Source organism: Vibrio echinoideorum (assembly GCF_024347455.1).
GTDB lineage: Bacteria > Pseudomonadota > Gammaproteobacteria > Enterobacterales > Vibrionaceae > Vibrio > Vibrio echinoideorum.
In genome coordinates, this window is the sequence record NZ_AP025483.1 from 1,904,367 (window position 1) to 1,922,497 (window position 18,131).

At 42.3% G+C, this 18,131-nt stretch carries 12 protein-coding genes, 1 tRNA gene and 2 pseudogenes; 6 read left to right on the forward strand and 9 right to left on the reverse strand.

Features of this window, described 5'->3' with window-relative positions:
• Nucleotides 1-89: 89 nt before the first annotated feature.
• From OCV36_RS25465 to OCV36_RS08610, 4 genes and pseudogenes are all read left to right on the forward strand, one after another.
• Nucleotides 90-290, forward strand: a pseudogene (locus OCV36_RS25465) (YybH family protein); the annotation flags it as partial.
• 230 nt (nt 291-520) lie between these two features.
• Complete coding sequence (gene istA / locus OCV36_RS08600) at nt 521-2,053, forward strand: IS21 family transposase (protein WP_135459315.1); 1,533 nt, start codon at nt 521-523, stop codon at nt 2,051-2,053.
• A gap of 10 nt (nt 2,054-2,063) precedes the next feature.
• The gene (gene istB / locus OCV36_RS08605) at nt 2,064-2,804 is read left to right on the forward strand and encodes an IS21-like element ISVch3 family helper ATPase IstB (protein ID WP_135459317.1); all 741 of its coding nucleotides are present in this window, start codon (nt 2,064-2,066) and stop codon (nt 2,802-2,804) included.
• Nucleotides 2,805-2,885: 81 nt separating this feature from the next.
• Nucleotides 2,886-3,101: pseudogene (locus OCV36_RS08610) on the forward strand (YybH family protein); the annotation flags it as partial.
• 207 nt (nt 3,102-3,308) lie between these two features.
• On the opposite strand, the gene OCV36_RS08615 reads toward OCV36_RS08610, so the two are convergent.
• The 7 genes from OCV36_RS08615 to OCV36_RS08645 all read right to left on the reverse strand — a co-directional run bounded on the left by OCV36_RS08615 (nt 3,309) and on the right by OCV36_RS08645 (nt 13,634).
• A complete protein-coding gene (locus OCV36_RS08615; protein WP_017080666.1) occupies nt 3,309-4,844 on the reverse strand; it encodes a DNA cytosine methyltransferase in 1,536 nt (511 codons plus the stop codon).
• 140 nt (nt 4,845-4,984) lie between these two features.
• On the reverse strand, nt 4,985-7,051 hold the full coding sequence (locus tag OCV36_RS08620; protein WP_029224158.1) for an AIPR family protein: 2,067 nt from the start codon (nt 7,049-7,051) through the stop codon (nt 4,985-4,987).
• Between the two features lie 2 nt (nt 7,052-7,053).
• Nucleotides 7,054-8,004 (reverse strand): PD-(D/E)XK motif protein, encoded by a 951-nt coding sequence (locus OCV36_RS08625; RefSeq protein ID WP_135454785.1) that lies wholly within the window; start codon nt 8,002-8,004, stop codon nt 7,054-7,056.
• Nucleotides 7,997-10,702 (reverse strand): Z1 domain-containing protein, encoded by a 2,706-nt coding sequence (locus OCV36_RS08630; RefSeq protein ID WP_017080663.1) that lies wholly within the window; start codon nt 10,700-10,702, stop codon nt 7,997-7,999. Before OCV36_RS08630 ends, OCV36_RS08625 begins: the two co-directional genes overlap by 8 nt.
• Nucleotides 10,699-12,198: an ATP-binding protein gene (locus tag OCV36_RS08635; protein WP_108194189.1), complete on the reverse strand. Its 1,500-nt coding sequence runs from the start codon at nt 12,196-12,198 to the stop codon at nt 10,699-10,701. The genes OCV36_RS08630 and OCV36_RS08635 overlap by 4 nt, the downstream gene beginning before the upstream one ends.
• 424 nt (nt 12,199-12,622) lie before the next feature.
• Nucleotides 12,623-12,699: transfer RNA gene (locus tag OCV36_RS08640), tRNA-Val, on the reverse strand.
• Between the two features lie 266 nt (nt 12,700-12,965).
• Entirely contained in the window at nt 12,966-13,634 is a 669-nt protein-coding gene (locus OCV36_RS08645; RefSeq protein WP_017075067.1) for a DUF2726 domain-containing protein, read from the reverse strand.
• 273 nt (nt 13,635-13,907) lie between these two features.
• Between OCV36_RS08645 and OCV36_RS08650 the strand changes: the two genes are divergently transcribed.
• Nucleotides 13,908-14,093, forward strand: coding sequence for a hypothetical protein (locus tag OCV36_RS08650; RefSeq protein ID WP_017075068.1), 186 nt, complete (start codon nt 13,908-13,910; stop codon nt 14,091-14,093).
• Nucleotides 14,094-14,246: 153 nt separating this feature from the next.
• Here OCV36_RS08650 and OCV36_RS08655 read toward each other — a convergent pair whose 3' ends face one another.
• Nucleotides 14,247-16,211 carry a tetratricopeptide repeat-containing diguanylate cyclase gene (locus OCV36_RS08655; protein ID WP_135454787.1) on the reverse strand — a complete coding sequence of 655 codons (1,965 nt, stop codon included), beginning with the start codon at nt 16,209-16,211 and terminating at the stop codon, nt 14,247-14,249.
• A gap of 259 nt (nt 16,212-16,470) precedes the next feature.
• Here OCV36_RS08655 and OCV36_RS08660 point away from each other — a divergent pair, with 259 nt between their 5' ends.
• The gene (locus tag OCV36_RS08660; RefSeq protein ID WP_017075070.1) at nt 16,471-17,577 is read left to right on the forward strand and encodes a M20/M25/M40 family metallo-hydrolase; all 1,107 of its coding nucleotides are present in this window, start codon (nt 16,471-16,473) and stop codon (nt 17,575-17,577) included.
• Nucleotides 17,578-17,706: 129 nt separating this feature from the next.
• Here OCV36_RS08660 and OCV36_RS08665 read toward each other — a convergent pair whose 3' ends face one another.
• Nucleotides 17,707-18,129 (reverse strand): DUF3859 domain-containing protein, encoded by a 423-nt coding sequence (locus OCV36_RS08665; RefSeq protein WP_135454788.1) that lies wholly within the window; start codon nt 18,127-18,129, stop codon nt 17,707-17,709.
• Between the last annotated feature and the right edge of the window lie 2 nt (nt 18,130-18,131).

Here is an 18,131-nt window from a genome sequence, read left to right on the forward strand (position 1 = left end):
AATTAGTTACTTTTAGGTAGCTAATTTCTTTTAGTAAGTACCCTATCTATTATGGCTTCAACCCAAAACACTAACAAGCAGGTAGTTCCATGAAGATATTTCTGTTCATAGTTTTAAACTCGATAACTTTTTTGTCATACGCATCAACAGATTACAAAAAGCCGCAGTCACCAACAGAACTGCACCAACTTTTCGCTGAATACTTTTCAAAACAAGACATCGACGGACTAGGAACTCTGTTCCATGAAGACGCCATATTCGTCCTAGATAACCAGGGTAACCTTGCTAGATGCATATTTCGGAGCATTCCGATCAGTCATTTCGGGATTATCCGATCACCCATTTCGGTTTAAACCGATCACTGATTCCGCGATTATCCGATCACTTTTAGTCAAACTCCGAAATCGGTGATCGGAATAGCGAAAACCGCGATCGTAATGGCCGAAATCCTTCCTTTTTCTCTTTTAAATCAATAGCTCGCTATTCTTTACTTCTTAAACAAGAAGGAAAGGAAGCGACAATGGCCAAAAAGAGAACTCCAATGAACAAAATCAAAGAGGTATTACGCCTTAAATACGACTGCGGTCTCTCAAATCGTGGTATCGCTTCTTGCCTTAAACTCGGCCCGTCCACCGTATCAGAACTCCTTACTCGCTTTAAACAAAGCCAACTTGGTTGGCCTCTACCCGACAGTTGCAGCGATGCAGATCTCACACAGACGCTGTATCACGGCAAGAAAGTCAGTCGAGATAAAGTTATGCCAGACTTCACTCAATACGCAGTCGAACTCAGGCGTAAAGGTATGACAAAGATGCTGCTCTGGCAGGAGTATCATGAGCAATATCAAGAGCAAGCTTACGCTTACACTCAGTTCTGCGAGCACTTCACTCGTTGGTTCAAAACCCAAAAACGCAGCATGCGCCAGCTTCATGTTGCAGGTGATAAACTGTTTATCGATTACTGTGGGCCTCGGCTTCAGGTGGTCAACCCTGACACAGGCGAAGTGCGCGAAGCGGAGGTGTTCGTCGCGACTTTAGGCGCGTCCAATTACACTTATGTTGAAGCCTTCCCCAGCCAAGGGAAGCCCTACTGGTTAGAGGCGCATGCGAATGCGTTCGAACACTTCGGTGGCGTACCACAACTCTTAGTTCCCGATAACCTACGCAGCGCAGTCACCAAAGCCAATCGTTATGAGCCGAGACTGAACGACAGCTATCAAAAGCTGGCTAATCACTATCAAACAGCCGTGATGCCTGCTCGCCCCTACAAACCGAAAGACAAAGCCAAGGCAGAGAATGCCGTGCTCCTAGTAGAACGCTGGATCATGATGCGGTTGCGACACCAAGCCTTCCACACTTTTAAAGAGTTGAATCTCGCCATCCGTGAACTCATGAATGAGTTAAATCAGCGTGAGATGAAACAGTATGGCGCCAGCCGCCAAGCGCTGTTCGATAAACTCGACAAACCTGCATTAAAGCCACTGCCTAGGCAGCGTTACCTGTATACCGAAACTAAACGAGCCAAAGTTGGCCCTGACTATCACATCGAATATCGCCGTCATTACTACTCGGTTCCCCATCAACTTGTTGGTCACCATGTCGAGTTGGAAGCCTCTAATCGCCTGGTGCAGATCTACCATCAAGGTAACTTGGTGGCCCAGCATCCACGTAGCCAAAGAGAGCGAGGAAACAGCACCCAACCAGAGCACATGCCAAGCAACCATCAACATCAGAAGTGGTCGCCAGGGCGCTTGCTTAGCTGGGGAGCCAATATCGGCCCAGCCACACGAGAAGTCGTCAATAAGATGCTGAACTCCAAGCCTCATCCAGAGCAGTCTTATCGTTCCTGCCTTGGCTTGCTCAGCCTCAGTAAAACCTATGGCGAATCGCGCCTAGAGCAAGCCTGTAAAGATGCGCTGATGCTGACAAAATCCAATTACACCTTCATCAGCAATTTGTTGAAAAACAATCGTGAAGGACAACTGAGTAAAGACAACACGAGTACGCCAAATCTTGTTCATAGCAATGTTCGTGGCCCGAACAGTTATCACTAGGAGAAAGGATATGAATGCACTGAACGACCAACTCAAAACCCTACGCTTGAGCCATGTAGCGAAAGCATTAGAGCAGCAGCAAGAGCAACTGACCACCTACGCAGAACTGGACTTCGAGGAAAGGCTAAGCCTACTTCTGGAAAGCGAGATCTTGAATCGCAATCAGAGCAAAATCCAACGCTTAAAACGACAAGCCAAGCTGAGAGTAGATGCGCAGCCGAGCCAACTCATCTATAAGGAGGGACGAAACCTCAATCGTAAACAGATGAGCGAACTTCTGACGGGCAGTTATCTATACAAACACCAGAACATCTTGGTTACAGGCCCAACAGGCGCAGGCAAAACGTATCTTGCCTGCGCACTGGCAACCAGCGCCTGTGACCAACAACAAACGGTTAAGTACTACCGATTAACTCGCTTGCTTGACGACCTGACCGCTGGTCGTCTGGATGGTAGCTATCAAAAGCAACTCCAATCGCTGGCTAAGAAAACCTTACTGATCCTCGACGACTGGGGGATGGAAAAACTCACTCAAGAGCATGCGGGTCACTTATTAGAAGTGCTGGAAGAGCGTTATCAAAACAGCAGCACAATCGTCATCAGCCAGTTACCTGTAAGGGAGTGGTACAACATGATCGGCAACGCCACCGTCGCGGACGCGCTAATGGATCGGTTAGTACACAATAGTCATAGAATAGAACTGGGAGGTGAGTCAATGAGAAAACTGGCGCAATCCGATCACTTAGAGTAAAAATAAGAAGAGAGAAAAACGGTAGGATCAGGTGATCGGAATAAACCGAAACGAGCGATCGCAATCACCGAAATACGCACTAGAGGGCCAAAGGCTATTAAGCCTATATTGAAAGGTTACCTTCAAGGTGACGTTGAAATGCTGACCCATGATGTATCTATCTATATTAACGGCGACACGGCTCTCATAAGGTCTGATTGGGAGATAGTTGGAGGCCCCAAAGGAACCGCTCTCGAAGTGATGAAGTATATAGATGGAGGTTGGCTATACGTAATTGACAACCCGAATGGTTTTTAAGTGGCTATCACACTTTAGAGCCTTGAAGAACAAAGTCTAAAAGCTTAGCAGGCAATAAACTACAGACACAAAAAAGCCCACGCTAGGTGGGCTTTTTGCTTGTTCATAAAGAACGAATTTGGTGCCGCTACTGGATTTTATTATCTAGTCTACGAGCATACTGAGCTATAGCTATCAAATTGAAACTAGCTCCTAAACTGCGTAGATTTACTTAGCTAACAGATCCATAACGACCTTACCAATCTGTTGTGCTAGATAAGGTGGTACAGCATTTCCCACCTGTACATACTGCTGTGTTCTGTTTCCTTCAAATATATAATTGTCTGGAAAAGTCTGCAAGCGAGCAGCTTCACGCACTGTCAAACTTCTGCATTGCTTTGGATCGTAATGAATAAAGTAATGACCATCTTTTGATATATGACTGGTAACTGTTGTCGCATATCTATTTGCCGCTTGGGTACGGAAACGGTCAGCATGTGAACCAGTATTCCAGTTTTCATGGTCAGGAGCCAGCTCAGCTGGGAAATCTCTCGCCTTAGGTGAAGTGCCACCACTTAATTGAGTAAATGCGGCGCTAAAAGCGTAACGCAGCAAATCGGATGTCATATGTCCGCGAGTCGCATGATTTAACACACAACCTGGATGATTATCTAAATACCAACTATCTAAATGTGGAGGTATCTTGTGCTCTATTTCCGATAATTGACTACTTTGACGCCCCAATCCCAACATTGGCTCAAGACTTAAATTATCTACAGCTTCTTTATCAAATTGTATTCCTAATATGCGTTTGAGCATTTTGGAGTTTCTCCGAACCTGTTTTTCCCAGTCCTTCGATATATCTTTCTGCTTAGAAAAACCACTTCTGAGCTGAGGCAAATCGGACAGTACTTGTTCAACCGATACTGTTCTTGCCATCGGATAGATCGTGCTGGGGATGCGGGTGATATCTTGCCGTACACCTAAGAGAATGACTCGATGTCGTGCCTGAGGGACACCATAGTGCTCGGAACGGATGAGAAAATCAGAGGAGTCTGAGTACTCAGGGTTCTTTGGATCTTCAGCCTCAACTACAAGTGAGAAAACTCTATATTCAGAGACACCTTGAACTGCCGTTACTTTGCCTGGGTTCCTTAAATCTTCCAAAATTTGGGGAAACATCACCTTACCGTCAATTTTTGCAGATAGGATACCGCGTACATTTTCCATCACAAACACATCAGGCTTCGCGATAGAAAGAACTTTGAGGTATTCTTTGTATAGAAAGTTTCTGTGATCGTCTTCGGCCTTATAATCTTTTATACCAGCATTACGAGAACGACCAGCTAACGAATAAGCTTGGCATGGAGGCCCCCCAATAACGACCTTAGGCCCTTGATGAATTGCCAACAGTTCACGAATTCGAGCATGAATTAACTCATTATCGTCACCAAGCGCTCTAGGCTCCTCTAATGTTTCGTAACTTGCCTCTGAAGCTTGTTTTGGATATAGACAAAAAAGATCTTCGCGAGTTAATTCTCCACGCACGTATCTAAAATAATCATCTAGCCCGCCATCCAGCACTTTAATTTTTCGATAGAAAGCTCGTGTTGTTAATGTTTTATGCGCAGAAGATTCTTTCTCGACCGAGACGCCGATTTTGAATGGATTGTTACCACCGTCATCTGTTACTGATGACACTCCTTCACCAAGCCCACCAGGCCCAGCAAAAAGGTCAATTACGAGCACTTCACCTGTTTTCATTTCACTATTACCACCAATAAAAATGCTAGGCAATGATACCAGGCTAAAACTGATGAGCAATAGGTTACTTTAGAAAAACAGGTTTATAGCCTATGTAAACCTGAGGGCTACTGATCGATTTAGATATATATCGAAACTTGTTATGTATGAAACCCTTCAGCCTGCAACTTCTTAAGCGCCTCAAATGCAATTTCACATTGTTTGGACGATGGCATTTTTCTAGGGATCGCAGCACAAATTTCAATAATACTATTTTCTCTAGGCGTTAACATACCACGCTCTTTAGCCCAATGTTTAACATCACCCCAAAACTTAGCACCTAACTTGAACACCTCGACCTCAACGTTGATTGAATTATCCAATGCATTTTCAGCCTTAACTTCCTTCACATTTTCAGCCGCCAGATCTGAAGATATAATTATACTCATAAAGGCTTTATTTATTGGTAGTTTGTTCTCAGCTAACCTTTGCCAACAAAGTGGTTTTTTTGCCCATTCACTGTAGTTTTTAATGCCTTCAGGAGGAGTAGTTATAACCCTTTGGGCCAACTCAGCAGATAGGAGCAAGGATGTTTGTAAGGCTGCTGGTATCTTCTGTATCTTCCAGATGAAATCAAGATCTATGACCATACCCATGCTCTTGGCGTCATTAACAAGTTTTGCAATTGCGTAAGTGACAATATTTGCTCGATAACCACCTTCATACCATTCAGCACTTGAGACGAGTTTTTCTGTTGTTCTAAATATGATCGCTTTAGCTATCAGTCTTTTAAACCATATATCATTGAAAGCAGTGCCTTCGCCCCCCCAATTTTTGCCGATTTTTTTTGCAAACTCTGAAAAGTTTTTTTGTGCACCAAGGCTAACTATATGTGGGCAACATAACCAAGTATTTTCATATTTCGCAAGGTCAGTTTTTACAAAAAACTGGCTCCGTGGATATTCAGCATCAAACTTCTTACGCTCAGTTTGAGTTCTTCTGCTTCTTTCATCTGCGAATTGGCCCCTAGCTCGCTCATAAAACCACTTCGTCTCTCGATAACTGTCAGTACTAGAAGGAGCTAAAATGCGACGAGATAGCTCTTCTATACGTATATGAAATGGGTGATTAGCAAAAAAATCCGCTGCGTTAACTTTATTCTGGCTGTTCGCGTACTCAGAAATTCTTGGGACTATTTCTTCAGAGCACTCCTTCGGAGTTAAGGTTAACTTCATCTGTACGAACACCTGCTGAATTTGCTCTTTCAGCACTTTACTCGCAGCATATAATGACGCCGTCGTCTGACCACCATTAACTATTTGAAGATTATGAACACTGGCTAATTGATAGCCTGAGTCAGTTTTAACTATTTCTATACTGTCAGCCGTAGCACTTAAGCCATTGTTATAAGAGAAAAACATATGGGGCTCGTCGCGAATAGTATCTCGAATACCTTTGTTCACTTTCCCCCGGACTTGAAGGAAACTTCTCACGTTAGCCTCAAGTAATCTAGGACCCCATTTATCATATATTTCTGCAAGCTGTTTTCCTGGAATAACAGCCAAATAACTTTCAAGGGCGTCATTTCCACCAGACGCTTTCAGTAACGGAATACCACCACCAAAGTCATCTTTAAAGTTGATAACGGAATCAGCCCTAACGAGCCCTTGTTCCATGAAACGCTTCAACCGCTTAATATCCCAAATATTCAAGGTTATTGGCTTTTCATCAATAACATCAAAGCTAGCAGCATCAGTTCTTGCTCTATGGTCACCGTTAGTCACGATAATGAATTTTATTTTTTCTACACTATTCCATGTTGCTTTGATTAAATCAGCAATAGCAAATCCTGGGCTCGTTTCTTCAAGCCGCCCTCTAAACTGATCGTCTAAGCTTGCCTTCAAAAACCTGAAAAGCTTTTGGGATAAGCGTTTAATATGTTCTTTACGCAGGAGGCGAATTTCTCTATCCAAAGTAAAATCACATAGAATCAAACTCAAAATTCCATCATTTTCTCTAGGGTCACCACCATAACCATCAATTTGAGCAGAACCACGAGCGTATAGACTTTCATGAAAAGCACGGTTGGCGCTGTCGACCTCTCCAGCTTCACTAAGTAGGTCTCCTGATTTTTCAAAGAATGCTTCTACCGTTACTAAACCTAGGGCATCTGCGTCACCCTGTACATCAGCAATAAACTGGTGATGGAACTCTGCTAGATCTGACATTTTTAAAAACACTCACGAATACATTCAATTATATTGTTATTAAGCTTAAAAGGAGCACAGGCATCCAAGGATATCGAGTACCTCGCGTTCTGAACACCAAGGGGTAACGGATATTGTATGCGAGGAAATCCATCTACGACCTCAAAGTAAGTAGTGGACCTTATTAGCCAACGACGATCATCATATTTATTTAATGGGTCATAACCTGTTGAGTAGAGCGCATCTTCCCATTTCATATACGTATCACAGTCTTCCTTAAATAATGAGTCTGTTAGCGCAACAAAGTCATGTAGCGTCGTACCTTCAGGTACAATTGCAGACTCAGCATTAGTCACATTAAGAAATAAACGCCCACCATCACAATTAGCTAGTTGATCTGCTGATGAAATCGAAATAACAGATGTTGAAGCACTCCTACGGGTTTTTATTTCTACGCAACATCCAATTAGTTCAAAGTCTTTAGGTGCACCAAAGGGCCCTTTCCAAGCTCCAATCGCCATTTCAACGCCAAAATTTACCGAAAGCTCTCGAAGAAATGCTAGCTCACCAACTAGGCCTTGTTGCTCCTCAACAGTAAGGCCTTCGGTACGACCTGATCGTAAAAGATGATGCCATCTTTTCGTTCGTTGGATCACCTTTGCAAGGGCTTCATCAAGATTGGACGCATTCTCTCCTGCTTCAACCACATCTCTACAGAGGGTTTCAAAAAGCTCACCTTGGCTACTTTCTTTGAGGGCAAGCACAAATGCCCAGCGCCCTGATATTAATCTAAAGTTAACAAGGAGATGTTTAAGTTCCGGAAGTTTAAGTTTGGCGATTGGCTCAATTGGCAGCCTAAGCATAAGACCTAGCATTCCACCTTCTACAACCACCCAAAAAAAGTCAAATTGACCAGAGTTATTGACCCGTCTTGCATTACTAAGATCTAGGTCTTTCCATGGAGAGCTATCCATTTAACTCATCCTCATACTCTTCATCTATATCTTCTTCACCATAAAGCTCTTTATAGCGCTGGGTGTTAACAACGTAGGCAACTTTCTCTGATGGTTTTTTGGATACAGGAAGGCTAATACCCCAAGCAACAACAGGGTGACTTGGAATCAAAGAAACCTCTTTATCACCTTCTTTACCTCTTGGGGCCTTTGGTTTAACAAAGTGCAAAATAAATAATGGTTTGCTTCTTACTTTCCGATAAATCCAATCCGGGTAGTTACCTTTTTTATTGTAGGTATCTTCAGCAACTTGCGCCTTTTCCGACTCCACGCCAGCCTTTTCGATGCCAGTGGATGCAATCCTCATCTTTTTTCCGCTAAAAGACATAAAACCATCTTTTAAGTTATCAAGGTTAACGGAACGATTCGTAGGGATAATATCAACCCCTAGAGTATCGTTCTTATCACCTTTTTTCAGACTAGGAATTAGCAAGTCCCATAGCGCTAACTCATCTTCCTTTCGAGCATTCAAGTAGCTTCTAACCGGTGCAGTTTCGGTAATTACACTCTCAGGAGTATTACTCCAACCAGCTAGAAATTCATCAATATATTGTATTGGCACATCACGAAGTAATAATCCCCATGGAGTCATTTCCATCAATATAGTGGTCTTTTTCAGTCTATAAATCATATTTTGGGCTATATCTAGGTTCGTATCTAACTCTGCAGAATTGATACTGACCTTAGCTGTTTCAATAAATCTATTAGAAAGACCCACAAGAGTGGTAACTTCTCGACCGGCTCCCATCTTATTTTTTGCAGTTACCAACAATGATGCAGGATGGCTACGAACAGCAAGACCAAAATCTTCAGGGGTCGCTTTGGCCTGCTCCATTAATTTTAGCTCCTCATGAAGCTCCTCTGCCGCATTTGCTATAAAGGCATACCAATCTATCGCGTCATCAGGCATCCAAATTCGACACAGGTCTTCATACCCATTTCGATAACCGAACCATCGCCCCATTTGCATTAAAGTATCGTACATCATGGTATTACGCAGAAACCATGTAACTGTAAGACCTTCAAGAGTCAGCCCGCGAGAGAGTGAGAACCCACCAACAGCGATGACGGTTTGACCTCGCTCACCAGAACTCAAGTAGTCGAGTTCATTGGCCCTACTGTTAACTTCAACAACCTTGGCTGAAGCTATTGAATCAAATATAGATACTTGTACTTCTTCCCACTTAAACTCGACATCTTTGTATTCTGCTTCCCATACATCAAATAAGGCTTTTATTTCAGGATCCATCAACCCTCTTGTTGAAGATGAGTTTATCCTCAAAGCGTTTTGAATCCGTTCTAGCGCTTCATGTAAACGATTTTTAAGTTGGCTTTGAACATTAGTGAATCGACTAGCATTAACCAACATTGAACAATGGGAACTTGATTGGCCTCTTAAATTTCTGATAGATCGTGATAAAAGAAACGTACGTAATGCAAACAATAGGGAATTAGGCAGCTGATATAAATCGTGGTTAATCTTATGCTTTATTGGTAGGAGAACTTCATTATCCGAAATACTTCGTAACCATGTTGGTTCTTTTTCATCAGGTAGCCCATCGATAAAAATTTTCTTCGGTCCAAAATAGTTGGTTGGAGCGTCTAAGCCAATAAGGAAATCTTTGGGAAATAGATCTTCTTCATGTACATTATGGTTTTCATCTGGATCTATGAAAATATTAGCAAAAGGAGTCGCGGTATAACCCACATAACAACTTCGATGAAACATCTTTAAGAGGTCACGTATTTGCCCATTAATCTTAGTAACTAGTTTATTACTGTATTTAGTGTTAATCGAAGCGTTATCAGCCTCATCATCAATCAGCAACATTGGCTGATCGATCATTTCTTTATCACCACGAGCGCTGTTGTCTTTGAGCCACTCGAGTAGATTCTCAAGCGTCCGGTGGTTTTTTTTAATAACCAACACAACTGGTACTCTATATGAATCTATCTCACTGGTATTTGTTGAGGCTGTCGGCTTGTTAAAATCTCTTGATGTATTCGTCAGGCTTACTGGGGTTCTATTTGGATCAAAATGTCCAACCCCTATAACGTGTTTTGCACTGCCACTTTTTTTATCAGAAGTTTTTCCTGTATCTCTACCAATAAAGCCTTCATCAATTCGGATTTGAGTTTGATTACGAAGGTTATTATGTATGCCCGCAACCACAATAATGAGACGGTACCCTGCGTCAGCGGCTTTACAGATCAGACTTGTGTAATTCAACGTTTTTCCACTTTGAACATGGCCAACGACCATGCCTCTGCGATCCCAAGAAGAATGTTCTTTAGGGTTTCCTAAACGGCCAAGAATTTTGTCCGTTACAATATCGGTCCCTGTGATAACGTCTCTTGGCAATCCACTTTTTAACAGGAGTTTTTCGTATCTTTTCCAGTAAAATGGTTCTATCTTTGGCTTTGCATCATCTAACCATGGTTTAAAGTCAGTACTGTCTACTATTGCGCCTAGGCCTACCGTAATACCCTGCTTAGACTCAATTTCACGAGCAATCCCTTCTATTGTTGAATCACTTAAATCACTAGCTACAACCCCTGCAATACTCTTCACAAAAATTCTCAGCTCATCCTCGGATTTACGAGGCTGATTAAAGAGTCCAGTTTCGACCATATCTAATACTTGCTGCCTGCTATTCATAAGCCTTTTTCCTTGAGGTAATTTGTGACCAATCGCTCTGATACATCCCAATTCGATTGCAACAGAGGGTAACTTTGAAGAATATCTCTAACCCGGTCTTGAGTAATACCGTTATTCAGAAGTACTTCGGTGAGATCAATAACGACCTGATTTAAATCTGATTCAGAGGTTTGCATCGCAACTATTGATTCTGCGTTACCCACCAGCTCAGCATGAAGCGCATCAATCGGTAAACCAGCTCCGAGCAATCTGATACAGCGTTCAAAACCTTCTTGAAGTTCATTCGGTAAACCATTTGTATAAGCTTGAAATACTGGGTGGTCTGAATTTGGTTTAAAGTGTATTTTCCCGTCGAGTTGAACCCTATTCCAAATAGGGTGTATCGTCCTATCAACCAACCTTTGCCCCCTACTTCGATAAGTCCTTTTCGAGGTGCCAACAAAACGTTCGATAACCCGCCTAAGTCGTTCGCGGACTAGCGGAGGCAACTGTGCCGATGATTTTTTTACATCAATTTTCCATTGAGCATCCATTGTATTAGGAATGTCGATGGCAATACGGCTTAATTTAGTTAATTCCGTTTGCTTCGCAAGCCCAAGCCAACTACCAGCAATGATTAATCTATTTTCTCGATATATATATAAGCCTTGAGATTTAAGGTGTCCTTCGTGACCGCCAAGCTCATCCCACTCAAGTTGAGTCATTTTTTTATAGTGTGGAATAGTGTAGCTACGAACACGTACATCACCATTAAACAAATGGATTACATCTTCTGGATCTCTCTGCGTAGATGGATGAAATGAAGCTGTAGGGTCCAACGGGGTCAGCAGACGTTCATTAATACTCAATTGAATTTGAGGTTTGTGCGTTTCTAAAAATCGATGAAAAGTAAGCCTTAAGTGTCGCTCTGCGAGAGAGAATTCCGCATTCATATGCTCAGTTATTTTTGCCGGTGTTTCAATTTCACCAATTAGGCGATCTAATTTTTGCCAGACAACAACCGTTCCCTGTTCATCAAGTAATTCGCAGCCTAATTCATTTCTGTAATTTTCTATTAATTCAAGAGTCCACTTATTTGTTTTTGAAACTAAGTCTAGATCCCAACGAGCACATGAAGTAATACCATTACATCTAGTCATGACGGTTAAAGATCTGCATTGAGAAAAGCTTGCACTTTTTAAACCAAGGCCAAATCTTCCTAGGTCTGACGGTAAGCGCTCAATCGCTGGGTTTTTACTACCTAACCTCATAGCTTCCAGCAACTCACTTTTAGACATACCAAATCCATCATCAGCAATTACAACTGATGGAGTACTTGAAATGGTATCTACAACAAGGCGAATATTACCAGCACCTGCAAATATTGAATTATCAATAATATCAGCCAAAGCGGTTTTCAGGCTGTAGCCAAAATCTCGATGTCCCTCGATTAGTGATGAAGCATGAGGCGCGGCATCCACATAGCGTGCAGTGACATTTTTTGGATCTATACACATAAATTTACTACTTAATTAACCAGTGCATCTTTGATTTATATGTTATCACCGCTCCCAATATCAGCCAAAGGGGGATCGTAAAAAGTATAAGCTAGTTAATAATTTACATTACTTTTAGGACAGTTATTCACTTTCCTCCTGCTTTGCAACACATAAAATCACCACTAGAGAAAGCTAGTGACAAGATTAGTTTTACTCCTCAACACTTTGTATGTTTGATTTACTGTTAAAGGCTGTATTTTTTCGCCATCTGAGCTTCTAAAATTAGCTACCGACACTACGTGATTATTAAAGGCTGCTTCAGCGTATATTTCAAAATGTCGAATTAACAAGGTACGTTGTTTTTGCAACCAGCTAAAAGTGTGATAATCGAGGAATTACAGGCACAAAAAAGCCCACACTAGGTGGGCTTTCTTTTTGAATTTGGTGCCCGCTACTGGACTCGAACCAGTGACACCTTGCATGTCATGCAAGTACTCTAACCAACTGAGCTAAGCGGGCAATGCTTTGAAACTTAACTAACCGCTTTACTAAGTGGCTAACGCTTCAGAACGAGATGGATAATAACGAGTGAATGGGTAGCGTGCAAGGATAAATTTGCACAAAACGGTTCGTTTGCTTTTAAAAACAACAATCAGAATAAATTTTAAACACAAATCAGATCAAAGGGTTGAGATAGATCACATTTCAAGTCAACTTTACTGTCTAGCTACATAGACATGCTTTGTGTCTTTTAAACCTCCAACTGAACTTTTTAGCTTTAGATATTAGTTTGACTCTTCTTCGCTATCGAATACTACGTTGTAGTTCTCTGTATAAGTACAGTTAGGCTGGCGGCTGCAAGTAAAAAAGCGTCGTCCTTTGTAATCACCTTGGCTAGCTAATTTGATGATCATCGGGCTACCACACTTTTTACAGAATCGAACTTCCTTTGATGGTTCAATGAGATCGATGTGTGCCGCTAACAGTCTCTTTAAACGGCTTACTTGATAACTGTGTTTTACCGATGCACCAATTAATGGCAACCCTGAAGATTTGCATACGTGAATGAGCAGCTTTTCTCGGTCAACTTTACCTTTGTTCAACTCTTTGCCATTGTCGAGCTCAATGATGACACGTGGCTCTAGTGTTCTTGGATCGCACACTACAAAATCAAAATAGCTACGAGATATCTTGTTGTTGGCAATAAACCAGTTTTTCTTAGTATTGCTTTTTGCAGGAGCAAGCACGTTCGCCATGTTCACTTTTGCAAACACCACGCCATGATTACCCACTGCGGAGATCAAGGCCGTATAAAAGGTGGCTTGCTGTACGTTGAGCAATGCCCCTTTCTTTTGGTAAGCGTGGTCTTTTGTGTCGTCATGTTTAAATACGTACTTCTGAATGAAGTAAAAGAAGACAACAAGCACCACTACAACGATAAAAATATTAGTCATGTTCCACGCAAGTAGGGAGATTAAAGTGATTGTAGCGTAAGTAGAAAAGCATCATGTGGCAAGAAAAAGAGAATCAGTTGTTAACTAGAATCACGACCTTTTCTTTGGAACTGTTTGCTAACTGCTTGATTAACGCTTTTGGATAACCGACACAGCTCTCTTATTTGAGTATTCGGTCATTATTCAGCCTTTAAATTGATGCAGATCAATTTGCGCCAGTTTGTGATCAATTAGCCTGAAAAACGTTAGGCAAATGTTAATAAGGAAATTGATATGGAACTAAAACAAGACCCAAGATGTTATACCGATGTGTGTGTAGGTGGTAAATGGTTCCACTATGACCACTGCGGAACAAAAGCCTATATGCTAAAAGGCGGTTCTTCCGCGGTGATTGAACTAGCAAGAGAACCTGCTACAGAGGGCGAACTGGTTGAAATGCTGCAAGGTGTCGCTAAATAACTCATCTAAACAAGATTGATATAGACAAACTCGACATGTCGCTAACTAAACCCCATATTTAACTCAAACTTTGATATTAGCGGTCTCAGAGTATTCCAGAAGCCATTCTTATCTCTCGAAGATCAGAATGGCTTTTTGTTTCCTTAGTAGCGATTAACTTTCAGCGATGACAACTTGGTTCCTACCCGACTCTTTCGCTTGATATAACGCATCATCCGCTGCTTTGAGGTACTTCTTGTAGGTGTCTTGGTTGAATTTCATTTGGGCAATACCAATCGACGCCCCTATCGATGTGGTGAGGTCTATAGAGCCTGAATGTGTATCAATTGGTGTTTCAGCAATGGCTAAACGAATTGCGTTCAATTGTTGTTCAGGATCGACGGATCCAGATAGCAACAGGACAAACTCCTCACCGCCCCAGCGAGCTACTACGTCATTTGGGAATAGGTGTTGATTTACTCGCCTTGCGACTTCAACTAAAACTTGGTCACCAATATCATGTCCAAAGGTGTCATTAACGCGTTTAAAGTGATCAAGATCTAGAATGACTAAACTGATACCAAACTGCGAAGTGTTAAATTGCATGGGCTGAGTTAACAACTGCTCTAGATAGCGTCGGTTGTATAAACCCGTAAGTTCACACGTTGTAGATTGAGTGAGCAGCGCTTTGTTTTTGCTTTGAATGCTGCGAAGCCTAATCGCCAGTAATACAGCACTAATACTGACCATTATAATTAATGCGACCACGATTCTGTTTCTAAGTTGTTCCTTTTGAAGCAGTAATTCGTTGAGGTCTTTTTCAGTATTAAGTAGTTCATTTTCTTTGGCGAGTGTCGCCGTTGCATAGTCTTGTTCTAATAAGAAAATGTCGCTCTGCCTTTTATCAAACAGCAGCGCTTTGTTGCCATGATAATATTGTTTGTAGTAATTGAGGGCAGTATCAAGGTCACCCTGAGACTCATAATATTCGGCCAGTGTTTTTAAGCCCAGTACCTTCCAACTTCTGCTCCCAACCACTTCAAAGATCGAAAATGCGCGTTCAAGGTCATCCAATATGGCGTCATCATGATGGAGACCAATATTCGCTAATGCGCGATTAAGATAGCACTGCCCGTTTTGAAGCGTGTACTTCTCGATATTAGGTGCTTGAAGACATTGATTAGTAACTCGTAATGCTTTGTTAAAATCACCTTCTGCTAACAACACATCACTGTATGTTCTAAGCAGTAAAATTTTGTATCGAGCACTGACTCTGTCGCTGTCGAGCGCTTTTGCTTTCTCATAAGCAATACGGCCATTCGTCACATCACCACTGCTCAAATGCGTAAATGACTCGTTGATGTAAAGAATGCCAATCGCGTCATCTTCAAGTAAGCCACTTTTAAAATAGAGCTTTTTTGCTTTCTCGATAATACGCAGGGCCTTAGGCCAGTCCTCTAAATAAATATAGAGCAGCGCCATGTTTGACATTAGCTTACTGTTATAGATGTGCGTTGGATATTGCTTGCCAAGTTGCAATCCTTTATGAAAGAAGTACTGAGCGTCTTGCAAGTCGTTCCGCACGTTATTGATCGCTCCCGCGGTGTTATACGCTTTAACCAATAGCTTGTCGTAACGAATAGATTCAGCAATGCCTATCGCGGATCGAATTTCAATTTCCGCAGTTGCAAGTTCCCCTTCCTTGAGATACTCAATCGCAGATTCGACCAATGATTCTGACTTCAACCACAACATACCTTCATGCTCAGACAATGCTTTTATTTGTTCTACGTAGGCCATCACGGCGTCGGCATCTCGTTGATGTTGAGCGACATTAGACAAAATCATAAGTCGATAAGCTTGGTATATTGCCTTGTCATTAACGCCAGTGGGCGGCCGTAGTAGAACAAGCTGATGTTTTGCAACAGAGGGGTCACTGCGTGATAAACCGAGAATATGAATTAACTTTTTTCCATATTCAGTTTGAGAGAGTTCTTTTTCTGGAGTGTAGACAGAAGTGTTGTCGGCTTGAGGAGGGCTCAAGTCCACATCATTGAGCGGATACAGCAAATAAAGCCCGAGTACGGCACTCATTGTTACAACGAGTAGAAACGAACCTAAAACGTTGTTTTTATTCATGTATTAAGACCGTTACAAATTGAATGACCATATCACTGCTGTTTATCTATATTAGAAACTTATTATACCCGAGCCCTACACAGATTAAAATGTTGCCATCTCGACGAACTGAACAAGGTTATTCTCACTAATTAGAATAATCAGGCAACTTTCTTGATTTAACTCAGATAATCATCTACCTCATTGGCGTTATAGTAATTTTCCTGTTCCTACCTCCGCGGCTTCTTTTGAACAAGCGGAAACATAATGAGAATTAACAATGACCCAAATTAATGAACAACGTCTTGTCGACCATTTCTGCGATCTTGTGAAAATCGATAGTGAATCACGCAATGAAAAAGCCATCGCAGAAGCGCTGGCTGAGCAGCTAGGCGAACTAGGCTTTGACGTACATAAACTGGCGGTTCCTGAAGAAGTCTCTAACGGATTCAACATCTATGCTCGTCTAGATGGCACTCTTTCAGGAAGCACAGTATTCAGTTGCCACATGGACACAGTAACACCAGGTATCGGTATTGAACCAATCATCGAAGACGGCATCATCCGTTCAAAAGGCAATACGATTCTAGGCGGCGACGATAAGTCTGGTATCGCAGCAATCATGGAAGCAGTTCGTTGCATCAAAGCTGAAGGCAAAGAGCACAAAACTATCGAGATTGCGTTCACTGTATTCGAAGAAGGCGGTCTGTTCGGCTCTTTGAACTTCGATATGTCTTACATTCAATCTGAGCACGCTATCGTACTTGATACAGGTGGCCCAATTGGCACCATCGTAAACGCAGCTCCGGGTCAGCAGAAGATTGTTGCTAAGATCAAAGGCCGCCCTGCTCACGCTGGTTTAGCGCCAGAAGAAGGCATCAGCGCAATTCAAGTGGCTGCAGACGCAATCACTAAGATGAACCTACTTCGCATCGATGAAGAAACCACAGCAAACGTCGGTATTGTTCAAGGCGGTCAAGCGACCAACATCGTAATGCCGGAACTTAAAGTAGTGGCTGAAGCACGTTCTCTAAACGGCGAAAAGCTAACGGCTCAAGTTGAGCACATGATCTCGACATTCCAAGAAAGCGCGAAGCAATTCGGCGCTGAAGTAGAAATCGAATCGACTCGTGCTTACGATGCATTCGTGATTGCAGACGATCACCCGCATATTCTTTCTATCAAATCAGCGTTTGAGAAGCTTGGCGTAACCGCAAATACTAAACGCACTGGCGGCGGTAGCGATGCGAACAACTTCAACGCGAAAGGTCTAACAACGGTTAACCTTTCTACTGGTATGGCGAAAGTTCACACCACTGAAGAGTACATTGCAGTGAAAGATATGGTCGCTATCACTGAGTTTGTTGTAGCTTACGTAACACAATAATCTAATCCATTAGTTAGGTAGTCACTTCTATCTAGCACTATGAAAAAAGCCGAGTCCACATACGACGTGTGACTCGGCTTTTTTGTTGTCTGCGTTTAGCCTAAAGCTAACGTCTACCAGAAATTTCGTCTAAAAACCCCTACGCTTCCAGAATTGGCCTTCGTCTTTTGCAACAAGGTCGAATGTCTTATCGGCAATGATGTTGCCTTTTAACTCCACGGTCATGCGCCACTTGCCAAGTTTATTCGAAACTGGCGACCAAATGGTATCTCCTAAGTAAAAATCCCAGTCGTTGTTACCGACATGCTCTTCACCATCGAACGGTTCGAGCACTTCGCCCTTGTCTGTGGTGATATCCGGGTGATAGATGCAGTAGCGGATCTTTTCACCTTTGGCTTTCTTGATATTCAAGATATAGCCAAACTCCACATCGATTTCAGCATCAACGGTAGTGGTGAACTCTTGGATTTTGGGAAGGTCTTTGGATTTGGAATCCCATGTGGAATAGATACCATAAGAGGTCATGTCGACCACAACAGAGCGCTTTGCCATTT

Excerpts from the sequence above, each read along its gene's own strand:
- OCV36_RS08660 (WP_017075070.1), top strand. The coding sequence starts at position 16,471 with ATGACCCAAATTAATGAACAACGTCTTGTCGACCATTTCTGCGATCTT.
- istB (WP_135459317.1), top strand. The coding sequence starts at position 2,064 with ATGAATGCACTGAACGACCAACTCAAAACCCTACGCTTGAGCCATGTA.
- OCV36_RS08650 (WP_017075068.1), top strand. The coding sequence starts at position 13,908 with ATGGAACTAAAACAAGACCCAAGATGTTATACCGATGTGTGTGTAGGT.
- OCV36_RS08615 (WP_017080666.1), bottom strand. The coding sequence starts at position 4,844 with ATGAAAACAGGTGAAGTGCTCGTAATTGACCTTTTTGCTGGGCCTGGT.
- OCV36_RS08635 (WP_108194189.1), bottom strand. The coding sequence starts at position 12,198 with ATGTGTATAGATCCAAAAAATGTCACTGCACGCTATGTGGATGCCGCG.
- OCV36_RS08625 (WP_135454785.1), bottom strand. The coding sequence starts at position 8,004 with ATGGATAGCTCTCCATGGAAAGACCTAGATCTTAGTAATGCAAGACGG.
- OCV36_RS08645 (WP_017075067.1), bottom strand. The coding sequence starts at position 13,634 with ATGACTAATATTTTTATCGTTGTAGTGGTGCTTGTTGTCTTCTTTTAC.
- OCV36_RS08620 (WP_029224158.1), bottom strand. The coding sequence starts at position 7,051 with ATGTCAGATCTAGCAGAGTTCCATCACCAGTTTATTGCTGATGTACAG.
- OCV36_RS08665 (WP_135454788.1), bottom strand. The coding sequence starts at position 18,129 with ATGGCAAAGCGCTCTGTTGTGGTCGACATGACCTCTTATGGTATCTAT.
- OCV36_RS08655 (WP_135454787.1), bottom strand. The coding sequence starts at position 16,211 with ATGAATAAAAACAACGTTTTAGGTTCGTTTCTACTCGTTGTAACAATG.
- istA (WP_135459315.1), top strand. The coding sequence starts at position 521 with ATGGCCAAAAAGAGAACTCCAATGAACAAAATCAAAGAGGTATTACGC.
- OCV36_RS08630 (WP_017080663.1), bottom strand. The coding sequence starts at position 10,702 with ATGAATAGCAGGCAGCAAGTATTAGATATGGTCGAAACTGGACTCTTT.